Origin of the sequence: Clostridium celatum, from assembly GCF_021412605.1 — a bacterium.
In the GTDB taxonomy this organism is placed as follows: Bacteria; Bacillota; Clostridia; order Clostridiales; family Clostridiaceae; genus Clostridium; species Clostridium celatum.
The window spans coordinates 61,755-76,455 of record NZ_JAJKGM010000010.1 but is presented as its reverse complement, the minus strand read 5'-3'; the positions used below and the strand labels follow the sequence as shown (position 1 = coordinate 76,455).

15 protein-coding genes and 2 riboswitches are annotated in these 14,701 nt (G+C 28.3%); of the genes, 2 read left to right on the top strand and 13 right to left on the bottom strand.

Annotated elements, in window-relative coordinates; all coding sequences use genetic code 11:
* Positions 1–26: 26 nt before the first annotated feature.
* Positions 27–386: an ArsR/SmtB family transcription factor gene (locus LPC13_RS06600; RefSeq protein WP_005210952.1), complete on the bottom strand. Its 360-nt coding sequence runs from the start codon at positions 384–386 to the stop codon at positions 27–29.
* A gap of 459 nt (positions 387–845) precedes the next feature.
* On the opposite strand from LPC13_RS06600, the gene LPC13_RS06595 reads away from it, so the two are divergent.
* The gene (locus tag LPC13_RS06595; protein ID WP_005210954.1) at positions 846–1,148 is read left to right on the top strand and encodes a hypothetical protein; all 303 of its coding nucleotides are present in this window, start codon (positions 846–848) and stop codon (positions 1,146–1,148) included.
* 93 nt (positions 1,149–1,241) lie between these two features.
* Here the strand turns inward: LPC13_RS06595 and LPC13_RS06590 are convergent, their stop codons facing one another.
* From LPC13_RS06590 to LPC13_RS06535, 12 genes are all read right to left on the bottom strand, one after another.
* Positions 1,242–1,586 carry a hypothetical protein gene (locus LPC13_RS06590; protein WP_005210956.1) on the bottom strand — a complete coding sequence of 115 codons (345 nt, stop codon included), beginning with the start codon at positions 1,584–1,586 and terminating at the stop codon, positions 1,242–1,244.
* A gap of 74 nt (positions 1,587–1,660) precedes the next feature.
* Positions 1,661–2,629, bottom strand: coding sequence for an ABC transporter ATP-binding protein (locus LPC13_RS06585; RefSeq protein WP_005210957.1), 969 nt, complete (start codon positions 2,627–2,629; stop codon positions 1,661–1,663).
* Positions 2,622–3,683 (bottom strand): ABC transporter ATP-binding protein, encoded by a 1,062-nt coding sequence (locus tag LPC13_RS06580; protein ID WP_005210960.1) that lies wholly within the window; start codon positions 3,681–3,683, stop codon positions 2,622–2,624. Before LPC13_RS06580 ends, LPC13_RS06585 begins: the two co-directional genes overlap by 8 nt.
* Before the next feature lie 13 nt (positions 3,684–3,696).
* Complete coding sequence (locus tag LPC13_RS06575) at positions 3,697–4,614, bottom strand: ABC transporter permease (protein ID WP_005210961.1); 918 nt, start codon at positions 4,612–4,614, stop codon at positions 3,697–3,699.
* 17 nt (positions 4,615–4,631) lie between these two features.
* Complete coding sequence (locus LPC13_RS06570) at positions 4,632–5,591, bottom strand: ABC transporter permease (RefSeq protein WP_005210964.1); 960 nt, start codon at positions 5,589–5,591, stop codon at positions 4,632–4,634.
* A 112-nt stretch (positions 5,592–5,703) separates the two neighbouring features.
* A complete protein-coding gene (locus tag LPC13_RS06565; RefSeq protein WP_005210966.1) occupies positions 5,704–7,416 on the bottom strand; it encodes a peptide ABC transporter substrate-binding protein in 1,713 nt (570 codons plus the stop codon).
* A 339-nt stretch (positions 7,417–7,755) separates the two neighbouring features.
* The gene (locus LPC13_RS06560; protein ID WP_040418690.1) at positions 7,756–9,519 is read right to left on the bottom strand and encodes an aminopeptidase P family protein; all 1,764 of its coding nucleotides are present in this window, start codon (positions 9,517–9,519) and stop codon (positions 7,756–7,758) included.
* A gap of 217 nt (positions 9,520–9,736) precedes the next feature.
* Positions 9,737–10,303: a YeeE/YedE thiosulfate transporter family protein gene (locus LPC13_RS06555; protein WP_005210969.1), complete on the bottom strand. Its 567-nt coding sequence runs from the start codon at positions 10,301–10,303 to the stop codon at positions 9,737–9,739.
* Positions 10,304–10,307: 4 nt separating this feature from the next.
* On the bottom strand, positions 10,308–10,886 hold the full coding sequence (locus tag LPC13_RS06550) for a YeeE/YedE thiosulfate transporter family protein (RefSeq protein WP_195244197.1): 579 nt from the start codon (positions 10,884–10,886) through the stop codon (positions 10,308–10,310).
* 289 nt (positions 10,887–11,175) lie between these two features.
* Positions 11,176–11,745, bottom strand: coding sequence for a xanthine phosphoribosyltransferase (locus LPC13_RS06545; protein ID WP_005210974.1), 570 nt, complete (start codon positions 11,743–11,745; stop codon positions 11,176–11,178).
* 118 nt (positions 11,746–11,863) lie between these two features.
* Positions 11,864–11,964, bottom strand: a riboswitch (purine riboswitch).
* A 104-nt stretch (positions 11,965–12,068) separates the two neighbouring features.
* Positions 12,069–12,572, bottom strand: coding sequence for a DedA family protein (locus tag LPC13_RS06540; protein WP_005210976.1), 504 nt, complete (start codon positions 12,570–12,572; stop codon positions 12,069–12,071).
* Between the two features lie 14 nt (positions 12,573–12,586).
* The gene (locus LPC13_RS06535) at positions 12,587–13,117 is read right to left on the bottom strand and encodes a phosphatase PAP2 family protein (protein ID WP_195244196.1); all 531 of its coding nucleotides are present in this window, start codon (positions 13,115–13,117) and stop codon (positions 12,587–12,589) included.
* A gap of 165 nt (positions 13,118–13,282) precedes the next feature.
* A riboswitch (Fluoride riboswitch) is annotated at positions 13,283–13,355 on the top strand.
* A 48-nt stretch (positions 13,356–13,403) separates the two neighbouring features.
* Here LPC13_RS06535 and LPC13_RS06530 point away from each other — a divergent pair.
* Positions 13,404–14,636 (top strand): cation:proton antiporter domain-containing protein, encoded by a 1,233-nt coding sequence (locus LPC13_RS06530; protein WP_005210983.1) that lies wholly within the window; start codon positions 13,404–13,406, stop codon positions 14,634–14,636.
* The last annotated feature ends 65 nt before the right edge of the window (positions 14,637–14,701 follow it).

Here is a 14,701-nt window from a genome sequence, read left to right as displayed (position 1 = left end):
TTATCTTTAATAACTAAAATAAATTTTTATTCAGTTATATGTTTTAATCCTTCATCAAATATATGCTTTATATGTTCATCATCTAATGAATAATATATAACCTTTCCGTCTCGTCTAAACTTAACAAGCCTTGCTGATTTTAAAACTCTTAATTGATGTGAAATAGCTGATTGACTAATACTTAAAAGTGCTGATAAATCACATACACACATTTCTGATTCAAAAAGTGCACATAAAATTTTAATTCTAGTACTATCTCCAAAAACCTTAAAAAGTTCTGCTAAATCATATAATGTTTCCTCCTTCGGTAGCTTTTCTTTCACCTTAATTACAGTATCTTTATGTATTACATTACATGAACATTTTTCTATATTATTTTCCACCATTTAACTACTCTCCCTTTAACTTTTCATTAAAACATATGAATAATTGTTCATATGTTTATATTTATATTATATGCATTTCATATCATTTTAGTCAACATTCCTAGAAATTTTTTTCATTTAAAAATTAAAAACTTTTAATTTTATATTACTGATAAATCATCATTTTTTAACAAATATACCCTTAAATTCTTATTTATATGTATCCTAATAGGAACTTATAATAAATTTTTACATAATTCTAACTTTATTGTATTTTCTTAATTGTATTTTAATGGTATAATTAATACATAAACCTACCAGGCAAAAAATAGGTTTAAAACGAAGGTAGTCTGCTAATGCCTTCGTTTTGTTTTTTGTAAACATTTTAATATTTTAAGTAAACGTTTAAAGGAATTATTGTATTCTCATTGAAATATATATGTATAAGGGTATTTTTAATATATAGAAATGAGGTGTATTATGGAGGGCATATACAAGCATAATGAAGATTGCTTTGACGTATTTATTAATGAAAGAACTATTACTGATCCAGATGAATTTTTAGGAAAAGTTCTATTATATCTAAAAAATAGTGGCTATACAGTTTCATTAGAAGGTTTTGATAAATATAACAGACCATTAGTTTCTGTAAATGGTGTATTGCATACTGCAGACAAAAATTTTGCTGCTTGTGTTGTAGAAAGGTTTATTAATGTGAAATCTACCGTTTCATTATTTGAAAATAAAGAACGTTATAATAAAATTATTGAATATATTCAATAATTTTTATATAAAAAAACAAAGTACTATTCAGTGTTATAGCGCCCATTGAATAGTACTTTGTTTTGACTAAATATATAACTACAATATTACTTTTTAAATTTGATATAAAAGCCAGTCTAAAAACACACCATAAGAAAGTATAACAAATCCATTTAAAATTATTACTGTTTTATATGAAAACTTTTTATACTTTTCTTTCCACTCTTCAATATGTTCCAATTCTTTTTCTGATCTTTTTTTTAAGATTAGCATAGACCCTAAAATTACAGCTAAGCTACCTATCATTAATAGTGCTCCTCGTATGATATAAACACTTTCTAAAATATTTCCCTTATTAATCAAAAGTCCTATTATTCCCATTAAAACAACTATAATTAATGAAAGTAAACTTCCAAGCTTTATACATTTAAGGCTATCACTAATTATTCTTTTGTACATATTATATCAACTCCTGATCTTTAATTAATGCTTAGGTAAATCTAAAATTAAATTTACCTAAGCATTTCATACATCTATTTGCATAAATGACATGCTACAAAGTGATCTTTTTCCACCTCTTTTAATTGTGGAGCTTCTTTCTTACAAATATCCATAACTTTACTACATCTACCTTGGAATTTGCATCCTGGTGGAGTATTAATTGGACTTGGAACATCCCCTTCAAGCATTATTCTTTGTCTGCTTTCTTCTACATCTGGATCTGCAATCGGAATTGCTGACATTAATGCTTCTGTATATGGATGTTTTGGATTTTCATATAAAGTTTCTGATGCAGCAACTTCAACCATGCTTCCAAGATACATAACTGCAACTCTATCTGATATATGTTTAACCATAGCTAAATCATGGGCTATGAAAAGATATGTTAATCCTAATTCCTTTTGTAATTTGATTAAAAGATTAGCAACCTGAGCTTGAATAGAAACATCTAATGCTGAAATAGGTTCATCACAAAGAATAAATTTTGGTTCAACAGCTAATGCTCTTGCTATACCTATTCTTTGTCTTTGTCCACCTGAAAACTCATGAACGAATCTATTAGCATGCTCCTTATTAAGCCCTACCATTTCAAGTAGATTAAATACTTTTTCATCTCTTTCTTTTGAATTTTTAGCTAATCCATGAATGTCTATTCCTTCTGCAATAATATCTGCAACAGTCATTCTTGGATCAAGAGATGCATATGGATCTTGGAATATTATTTGTACATCTTTACTAAAAGCTTTCTTTTCTTTTCCTCTTAGTGCATGCACATCTTTTCCATTATATAATACTTGTCCGCCAGTTTTATCATACATACCTATAACAGTTCTACCACACGTAGTTTTACCACATCCTGATTCTCCAACAAGTCCTAAAGTTTCACCTTCTCTTATTGAAAAAGAAACATCATCAACTGCTTTAAGAATTTGATTTTTTCCTACTTTAAAGTGTTTTTTTAATCCTTTTACTTCCATTACAACTTTACTTGAATTACTCATTGATGTTACCTCCTGTAGCTGCAACTTCTAAAACTCCCTTTGGAGCATTTTCATGGTATAACCAACACATAGCCTTATGACCTTCTTCAAAACTATATACTTCTGGTTCTTCTTCTAAACATATATTCATGCAATATTTACAACGTGCTGCAAATGCACAACCTTTTGGTGGTGCTATTAAATCTGGAGGAGTTCCTTTTATTGTTTGAAGCAATTCTTTATTCTTCCATTCAAGCTTTGGAACAGAATTTAATAATGCATGTGTATATGGATGCTTTGGATTATAGAATATTTCATGCTTAGCACCACTTTCTATTATTTTACCAGCATACATTACAGCAATCTTATCTGCCATACCAGCAACTACACCAAAATCGTGTGTAATTAATATAACGGCTGTATTTAATCTATCTTTTAACTCTTTTATAAGTTCTAATATTTGTGCTTGTATTGTAACATCTAGAGCCGTTGTTGGTTCATCAGCGATTAATATTTTAGGATTACATGCTATAGCAATAGCTATCATAACTCTTTGTCTCATACCACCTGAAAATTCATGCGGATATTGATTAACTCTCTTTTCAGGTGTAGGGATTCCAACTGCTTCTAAAAGTTTAATTGCTTCTTTTTTAGCTTCAGCTTTACTTAATCCTCTATGCCCTATTAAGTTTTCCATAATTTGAGTTCCAACTTTCATTGTTGGATTTAGTGAAGTTAATGCATCTTGGAATATCATTGCACAATCTCCACCTCTAAAATTTCTTATTTCTTTTTTATCAAAATCTAATATATTATTACCATTGTAAAGTATTTTACTTTCTTTTTTAATTTCTCCTTGAGGAGCTTGGATAAGAGACATTACAGCTCTTGAAGTAACACTTTTACCACATCCTGATTCCCCAACTATTGCAAGAATTTCTTTTTCATCTACATCAAAAGAAACTCCTCTAACCGCTTGCACCTCTCCAGCATAAGTATGATAAGAAACTTTTAAATCCTTAACCTCTAGTAAAGGTACTTTCTTTATATCTTTAGATTTTATTTTATTTTCCATTAGCCAATACCTCCTAATGTCTTAATTTAGGATCTAGAGCATCTCTAAGCCCATCACCTAAAAGGTTAAATGATAAAACAAGTAAACATAATACTATTGATGGAAATAGTAATTGATATGGATAGAATGACATCGTTGCTTGTCCTGCTGATAATAATGATCCTAAACTAAATTCTGGTGGTTGAAGACCAAGGCCTAAGAATCCAAGTACAGTTTCACTAAATATAATTCCTGGGATAGATGATGCTACATCTAATATTAATAATCCAATTGTGTTTGGTAATAAATGCTTAATTATTACTCTCATATTTGAAGCACCTAATGCTTTTGATGCAAGAACATATTCACTTTCTCTAAGCTGCATAATTTGTCCTCTTATCATTCTAGCTGTTGAAGTCCATGCAGTTATACATAAAGCAATTAATAAAGGTACATATCCATTACCAAGTACAACTATTATAAGCATTGTTAAAATAAAACTTGGAATACTATTTAAAACTTCAACAACTCTCATCATTATTTCATCTACAACACCACCAGTATAAGCCATTACAGCTCCATAAAGTGCACCTATAACAACTTTAATTAATGTTGCAACTAATGCAATTATTATAGAAATTCTTGCCCCTGCCCATACTCTTGAGAATAAATCTCTTCCTAGAGCATCAGTACCAAACCAATACTCTGAATTTGGTGATTGATTTTTAGCACCTGTAACTATAGTTTCATAATCTAATCCTCTAAGTTTAGGACCTATTATTGTCATAATAATAATAGCTATAAGCATAAATAATGCAGTCATGGCTACTGGATTCCTTTTAAGTCTTCTCCATGCATCTTGCCAATAACCAACATTAGGTCTAACTACTGCATCTGCATTTAACAATGATGTATCTACAAATTCAAATCTTTTATCTTTTAGCGCATTCATTTTATTCTCCCTTCTGCTTACCCTTTAACTATTTTTATACGTGGGTCAACAACTGTATATAATATATCTGTCACAAAAATTACTACTAAATAAATTGCTGAGAAGAAAATAGTTTGTCCCATAACCATAGGTATATCTCTTCCTTGTACAGCTTCAACGAAGTACTTACCAATACCCGGTATAGCAAATACTCTTTCTATAAATAATGAACCAGATATTACACCTGCTATAGTCATTGGTAATACAGTTATTATTGGAATAAATGAATTTCTTAAAATGTGTCTTGTAACTACTTTAAATTCAGATAATCCCTTTGATCTTGCTGTTAAAACATATTCTTGATTTATTACATCTAGCATACTTGTTTTCATTAATCTCGCATATGATGCTATATATCCACATGCACCAGCTATTGTTGGAAGAATTGTATATTCCCAGCCTCCAAACCATAAATCTTTTCCACTTGGCCATCCTATGATAGGCAAATTAAAGAAATTTGAATTTGCTGCTCCATATTTTTGTAGTAATAAAGACAACACCAGGGATGGCATTGATATAAGTATCATTGCGACTACAAGTATTATGTAATCTATTGCAGTAGCTCTTTTCATTGCCGCTATAATTCCTAAAATAATTCCTAATGTAACTCCTACTGCAACTTGTTGTACTCCTAATCTTGTTGATATTGGCATCTTATCTCTTAATATTGTATTTAAGCTTTCACCTGGTCTATTTACTGATTGTCCAAAATCGCCTTTAAAAATCATATTTTTCATAGTTATAACATATCTTTCAAGTAATGGCTTATCATATCCATATTTAGCTAGCATTTGTTCTTGAATTTTTTCTGGGAATTTTTCAATTTTACCTGTTAACGCATTACCAGGTATTACACCTAAAAGAAAGAATGTTGATGTTGCTATTAAAAATAAAGTTAATATCATTTCACCAAATCTTCTTGCTATATATTTAGTCATTTTTCCTTCACCTCTTTATTTTTGTCGCTTATTTAAGAAATAAGGCTGATGCAAATAAATCATGCACAGCCTTTTAAGATTATTTGTTTTTTTAGTTTAAAATCTTAACTTCCTATTTACCTTCAATATGTGCCCATCTAAATTCATAGCTTGGCCCAAATACTGGCATTTGGAAATCTTTAACATAGTTATGCTTAAAGCTTCTATTATCTCTGTAGAATAATGGTGCTATAGCCATATCACTTAATAATACTTCTTCTGCTTTAGCATAAGTTTCTTTTCTCTTTTCTTCGTCATTTTCTGTCTTTAATGAGTTAATTAATGTATCATATTCTTCACTTGAGTAACCAACTGAATTGTTGCTTCCACCAGTAACCCACATATCTAAGAATGTCATTGGGTCATTGTAGTCTGCTGTCCAACCACTCATTAAGATATCATGCTTATTTTGATTTTTAGCAGCTGTGAATAATGCGTAGTCACCTTCAACTTGAACATTAACTTTGATTCCTAAGTTATTTTCAATTTGTTGCTTCCACCATTCTTGTCTTTGCTTTTCTAACTCACTATCACCATAAGTTAAGTAAGTAATTTCAATTGTGCTTAAGTCATCTGTATCTTTACCAAGTTCTTTTAGACCTTCATGTAATAAAGCTTGTAAAGCTTCTGGAGTGTTATATTTTTCTGATGGTGCTTTCATTGGCTCTTCTACTACATCTCTATAAAGATCATCACCTATGTTAATAACACCTGGTACAAATCCATAAGCTGGAGTATATCTTCCATATAATTCACTAGTTAATTCTTCTCTGTCTAAAGAATAAGCAATAGCTTGTCTAACTTTTTGGTTTGACATTAATCCAGTAGATCCACCATTAACTTGGTTAAATTCAATATAGAATACTGATGGTGCTTCACTAATGTTAGCTTGGAATTGTCCTTCTTCAGCAGCCTTCATCCATTTTTCAACATATTCATTAGTTGCACCACTAACGTCTAATTGCTTAGCTTCAAATAATTGAGCTTGAGTTGCAAACTCTTTTATTTCAGTCATGTTAACTGTTTCTAACTTAACATTTTCTGAATCCCAGTAATTTTCATTTTTAGCGAATTTAATATAGTTTCCACTTTCATATCCTTCAATTACGAAAGGTCCATTGAATACACCCTTAGTGTAATCTGTAGCATAAGCATCACCAGCAGCTTCAATTACGTCTAATCTAACTGGCTTAAATACTGTATATGATAATTTAGATAAGAAATATGGTACTGGATTTTCTAAAGTAATTTCTAATGTCTTTTCATCTAAAGCTTTAATTCCAACTTCATCAGCAGTAGCTTCTCCATTATAGAAAGCTTCACCATTCTTTATATCAAATCCAAAGAATGCATATGGGAAAGCACTTTCTGCATTTAATAGTCTGATTACAGAATCAACATAATGTTGAGCTACAACATCTTCTCCATCTGACCATTTATTATCTCTTAATTTAAATGTCCATACTAATCCATCTTCTGATGTTTCCCAGCTTTCTGCTCCTGCTGGTTCAATAGTATCTTTAGTTCCATCGTTTGATATTCTAACTAGCCCTTCGTATACTGCCCCTAATACTGTAGTTGAGTTTGAATCATAACATGCATTAACATCCCAAGTTAACGGATCAAGCATAATTAAGTTTAATACTTGTTCTGAATCCGATGTTTGAGTTTGTGATGCGTTATTATCTGCACTACCTTCATTAGTTGTTTTATTTCCACAACCGGCAAAAATCGATAATGTTAAGACAGATGCCATTAACATACCTAAAAGTCTTTTTCTTTTCATAATATTTCCCCCCAATTAATTTTATTTAATACTATTATTTTTTTTAATAATAGATTTTTTGACTAAATTTACCTCAAAAATATATTTTTGTTAATTATTTATAAATTTTAGAACTATATTAAAAACTTGTCAATACATTTTTTATCAATTTATTACTATTTTGGCTTATTTACTAATTTTATAGAATTATTATCATTTTATAATTTTATTTTCTCAAACTAGTTCAATAATTAGTACCGTGTGACACGGACACTTTTTTAGGTGCTTTTTGTCACTTTCAGTATCTGTCCGTCTCGCTTATAACTTTAAATAAATATGTTTGTTTTAAAAATAAGTTTTCTAAATTTCTCTTGTTTCTTGTTTTAAAAATTCAACTTCATCTTTGCTTAAATATGAATTAAGCTTTTCGAAAACAGTTTTATGATAATTATTTAGCCAATTTTTTTCTTCTTCAGTCAACATATCTACTACAACTGCATTTAAATCTATTGGACAATATGATATAGTATCAAATTTGTAGAATTCTCCACTTTCAGTTTCTCTATCTTTAACAACTAAAAGTGTATTTTCAATTCTTATTCCATACTTTCCTTCTTTATAAACTCCTGGCTCATTTGTAATTATCATTCCTGGTTCTAAAGTAACAGTATTTCCATAAGGTCTAATACCTTGTGGGCCTTCATGAACACTTAAAAAGAATCCTACTCCATGACCAGTACCACACTTATAATCTAATCCCTCATCCCATAATGGTTTTCTTGCTAAAATATCTAGTGTAGAACCATTTGCACCTTTTAAGAACTTAGCTTTTGCTAATCCAATATGTCCTTTTAAAACCAATGTATAATTTTTCTTTTCTTCATCAGTTAAATTTCCTAAAGCAAATGTTCTTGTAATATCTGTAGTTCCATCTAAATATTGTCCACCTGAATCTAATAAGAATAGCCCTTCTTCTTTAAGCTCATAATTACTTTCTTCAGTTGCAGAATAATGCATCATAGCAGCATGATCTTTATATCCAGCAATACTTTCAAAACTATCCCCTTTAGAATTTTCTGCTGTAGCTCTTAAAGCAGATAACTTATTAGTTGATGAAATTTCAGTAATTTTTTCTTTTCCTATATTTTCTCTAAGCCACTTAATAAATTTGACCATTACAACACCATCTCTTACTTGAGACTTTTCTATATTACTTATTTCAACCTTATTTTTTATAGCTTTTAAGGTAGTAGTTATATTAGTACCCTCAATAATCTTTACCTCTGGGTTTATATTTGAATAAATTCTTGCATTTGTTTTTGCTGGATCTATTAAAATTGAATCTTTTATCTCTTTTATATCATCAATTATTAAACTATAGTCAATAATTTCTATCCCTTCAGAATTTAAATTTTCTTTTACTTTAGTATTAACTTTATTAATATCTATATATAATTTAGCCTTTGTTTTGCTTATTAAAGCATAAGAAATTGCTACTGGAGTAAATTTAACATCAGTTCCTCGTATATTAAATAACCACGCTATATCATCTAAAGATGAAATTATATAATTCTCTGCCTTTAACTTTTCCATCTTTTCTCTAACTTCTTTTATTTTTTCACTTGCAGTTTTTCCTGCAAATTTTGAATCATGAAGGAATATTTCATCACTAGGTAAACTCGGTCTATTTTCCCAAACTTGTTGCAATAAATCTTCTTCCATTGCTATATTAAATTTGTTTTTTCTTGATATTTCTAATAATTTTTTATAGTCATTGCAACTATAACAACTTCCATAAAAACCTACATTTTCATTTTCATTAACGTTATTTTCTATCCATTCATTTAAAGTTGGATAACCTTTTTCATTCATTTTCATTAAATCAATTCCAGTACCTTTTAATTGATTTTCTGCTTGTATAAAGTATCTTCCATCGGTCCAAAGCTTTGCTGAATCTTCTGATACTAAAAGGGTTCCGGCTGATCCAGTAAACCCTGATATATAAGCTCTCCCTTTGTAATATTCAGCAACATATTCACTTTGATGAGGATCACTACTTGTAATTATGTAATGATTTATTCCTTTAATATTCATAATTTTTCTTAATTCTAATAATTTATCCATTTTTCTACCTCCTCTATTTGAAATAATTATACCCATATTTTTCTATTTGTTACAAGATATAATTCTTTCTTAGTTTATCTTTGTTATTTTTATTTAAACATATTTAATATTTCAATAAAAAAATATAGAACCAAATTAAATATAATTATCTAATTCGGTTCTATATTTTTATTTTCTTATCCAATTTTATAAGTCTTATTTCTATTTGTTTTCTAGCTTATTTTAAAATTCTTTTTGGCATAAAATAAGCGCCTATCATAAACAATATTCCTACAATTAATAATCCAATATATCCACTTTCAAAAACAGATGGATATTTATCACTTATATTAAATAAAGTTATTTTACCGTAATCTAAGGTGTTAAATAGTCCCATATCTTTAAATGCACCATAAGTCATGGAAAATGTAAATGCACCTAGCAATCCACCTATAATTGCACTTATAGCTTTCTTAATTCCAAATACTCCTCCTATAGAACCTACACAAGTACCTGGACATGTTCCAGCACCACCAAATCCAACTCCAAATATAAGTCCACCAATAATAACACCAAGATTCATTGATTTAACGCTTAAATGTGAAACATTAAATATACCTAATAGAGCAGACATTGATAATAATGTACTTGATAATCCTATAGCAAATAAAATAATTTTTGCTAATGATAAATCCTCTAGTCTAAGCATTTTAGATATATTACTAAATCCTGTTGCCCCTACATAATATAATGCAAAGCCAAAAAATCCACCTAATAATATTGCAAGTAAAATGTTAATATTCATTATATTAAGCCCTCCTATTTTTCAGTTTCTTAACTATCAAAGCTGTTGGAATGGCAGTTGCAAAAGCCGCCGCTGCAAATATATATCCACTGACGCTACCTTGCATCATACCACTCATCATATGACCACTGGTACATCCATCTGCCATTCTAGCTCCAAATAATAATACGAATCCACCTATAAAAGGTATTATATAAGTGCTTAATATCGGTCTATTTTTTCCTATTTCACAATTTTCAACTTTTTCATCATCTCTTCTTTTTTTAGTTTTATTTTTTAATAGTAAAAAACCTATAAGACTTCCAATAGGTATTGACAATACAAATACATTGCTATAGTTTAAAGGTCTTTTTATTTCTTCAGCTATTTTTCCATCATCTTTGTCATAATAAGCATTAGTACTTCTATAACCACTTTCTCTTGATGGGTCTGGTATAATTATGTCCTTCTCTATACTACTTTGAATTATTCCAGATAAAACTGAAAATTGAGTTGAAACTCCTACAGGTTTTACAATAAATATAGCAAGAAAAAATGATAATCCTAATATTATTGCACCTTTCATCCATGAATTATCTTTCATATACTACTCCTCCCAAAAATTCATAAATAATATTTTTTAATATCTCTGACTTAGTATAAATTAATTTTTAATTAAAATTAGTGATTAAATCACATTTATAACAATACTTGTAGAAATTTATTTATTTTTCATATTTATATTATTAATAATTAAAATATTTTTATTAGCGTTAATACGTAATTTTGAAATTATAAAATAAAAAAGCATTAGTTAAAGAAAATATCTAAAACTAACACTCTTTTTATAAATATTAAATTAAATTATATATTAACTCTTTCTCAATATTACCCTAAATAAACTCAATGACTCCTTTATCTAATCTAGAAATTCTAGCTAAAGAATAAACATCATAGCCTTTCTTATTTAATAAATCTCTTCCTGGTTGAAATGACTTCTCTATAACAATTCCTAAACCTACAACTTTAGCTCCAGCCTCTTCAACTAATCTTATAGCTCCAAGTGCAGCTTCACCATTTGCCAAAAAATCATCTATAATTAATACCTTATCATTTTCATTTATAAAATCTTTAGATAAAGTTAATTCATAATCTAAATCTTTTGTAAATGAATGTACTGTTGTTTGATATACATTATTATTTAAAACTTTTGAAGTTTGCTTTTTTAATATAACCATAGGTAATTCCATTTGCATTGCTGTCATTACAGTTGGTGCTATACCAGAACTTTCTATAGTAAATATCTTTGTTACACCATGGTTTTTAAAATACTCTTTAAAATTTTCTCCTATTTCATACATAAGTCTAGCATCTACACCATGATTTAAAAACGAGTCAACTTTCAATATTACTTTACTTAATGCACGACCTTCTTTTAAAATACGTTCTTTTAAAATCTCCATTATCCAAATTCTCCTTATATGATTCTAAACAAATTCATTTCTATAAATTGTTTTTTATTAAACTAAAGCAGCACCTCAAACAAAATTGAGGTGCTGCTTCTTTGCAAATATTTATAAAATATTTATAACAGATCCTCGTAGTCTGCTATTTTACGGTTAGCAGGTAGAAACACTCGGACCATATTACCGATTTATACGAGTTTTTTGTAATATATGTATATTACTATTATATCACGAACATTTTTATTGTAAATATAATTTTTATTTGTATTTAAAATTCTTTACTTAACTTTAAAATCACAAAATAATTTTTCTAATTCGTACTATTTCAAAAATAAATGTCCAAATGCATATCCTAAATATATAAATGCACAATTCCAAATTGCTATTCCTATAGTTGAGTAAATTATAAACTTTATAAAATCAACATCAAATGCCCCTGCTACTAATGATATCAATGTTCGTGCCACAGGAATAATTCTAGAAATTAATATTCCTTTATTCCCATATTTATTTATACATTTAAATGTTTTATCTATAGCATTTTTTGATTTAGGAAACTTTTTTTCAAATTTACCTATTATGGGTCTTCCAAAGTAATGCCCTAATGCATATAAAACCAAACTACCAAGTAATCCGGCAACAATCGAAATAATTATTGTAATAAAAAGATTTAAATTACCTGATTTAATTAAAATTCCTGCAGCTGGCATTATTATTCCAGCTGGTAACCCTGGTAAGTTTAAATACTCCAAAAAAACTACTATTCCTAAAAATAAATATCCATACCTACTAAAATACTCTAATACATTTTGTATATTGTTCATTTTTATCTTCCTCGTTAATATACCTTCCCCAAAAACAATACAACTGTTAAAACTCCACAAAAAAAACCTATTATTCCTCCACCAATAACATCTGAAGGATAATGTACTCCTAAATAAACTCTAGAAAAAGCAATTAAACTTGCCAAAACTATTATTTCAAAAGAAGCTACATTTTCTGTTTCAATAAAAATGGCCGCTACTGCAAAAGATGATGCTGTATGACCTGATGGAAATGAATATGTAATTGGTCTTTTTATTAATAATTGCTTTTCTTTATCTTTTGAAAAAGGTCTTTCTCTTTTTATTATGTGTTTTATTATTCCTTCTCCTATAATTGTTGTTATTATAAGAGCCGTAATTATCATTTTTCCTAATAACCTATAATCTCTCTTAGCCAATAAAAATACCGAAATAATAACCCATACTATTCCTAAATTTCCTGCTGCAGTTATTATAGGCATTATCTTATCAAAAAATTTATTTCTTAAATTAACATTTATCCATTTTAAAATTTTTTCATCAATTATTTTAAAATATTTTCTCATTATGTGCTCACTTTCAAAGTAATTTTTATACTAGTTATTATTTCCACATACTATTCATCTATTCACTTAGTATTTATATCTAAATTAATAATTTTCACCTTATTACGCTCTCTATTTATATATCTTTTTAGCTCTTGAAGTGTTGAATTCATTTTGATATAATTATTAAACATAGGGAATGAAGTTCTCCCTTGATATCTATCAAAATCGCTAATAAGCTAATGACTTCTACAACCTTTTTTGTTGTAGAAATCATTAGCTTTTTTTATTATTTTAGGAGGTCATTATGTTTATTAATTTTTTAGTAATTATAATTAGCTTAATTTTAATTGGAATCTTTTCAAATCTCACTGGTAAACTTACAGAATTTATTAAATTGCCCTCACTTATAGGTATGATTTTTTTTGGAATGATTATAGGTCCATCTTTTCTAAATATTGTTCCAAATATAACCTTAAAAATATCACCATATATTAAGGATATAGCTTTAATAACAGTTTTATTTATAGGCGGTCTTGGAATAAGTCTAAAGCAAATGAAACAAATAGGTAGACCAGCTATTGCATTAAGTATTATTCCTGCTACGCTTGAAGGTCTTACTATTAGTATTTTATCAATGATATTTTTAAAATTTACTTTTGTTCAAGGTGCAATTTTAGGTTTTATAATAGCTGCCGTAAGCCCTGCAGTGTTAGTTCCATCTATGGTAGATTTGATAAACAGAAAAATAGGACAAGATAAAGCAATTCCACAAATGCTTTTAGTTGGAGCTTCAGCTGATGATACTGTAGCAATAACTCTATTTACAACTTTTTTAGGAATATATATGTCTGGGATTAGTGGTCAATCATCTTCTATAATAAATGAACTTATTTCAATTCCATTTACTATATTTATAAGTATACTAGTTGGATGGATACTAGCTTTAATTACTAAGAATCTACTAAATTCTATTAAAAATAATAGTATTAGAGTGGTTTTTTCATTAGTTGTCTGCCTAGTTATTAGATTTATAGAAAATAAATTTAATTTTAAAATGTTTAATTCCTTATTAACTATAATGATTTATGGATTCTTTTTAAGAACATATTTAGGGGATTTAGCTAAAAAAATTCAAGATGAAATAAATATAATTTGGAAATATGGTAAATTATATTTATTTTCTTTTGTTGGAATGGCGATAAATCCTCATTTAGTCGGAGAATATTTATTAATTGGTATAATAATGCTTATATTATCATTAACTATTCGTTCTATAGGTGTATTTATTTCTTTAATAGGTACAAATTTAACTTTAAAAGAAAAAATATTTTGTGTAATAGCTTACTTACCAAAAGCTACAGTCCAATCTGCTAAGGCAGGAATCCCTCTTCAAATGGGAGTTATAGGTGGTGAAATAATGCAGGCTATTGCAATCTTAAGTGTATTAATTACTGCACCTATTGGGGCAATAGGCATTAAACTTACCTCATCAAAGTTCTTAAATCAAAGTATTGAAGAATCCTCTATTATTGCTTAAAAATTTATAATTAAATATGAAAACAGGTGAAATTTCAAAATTATTAAGAAATTTCACCTATTTTA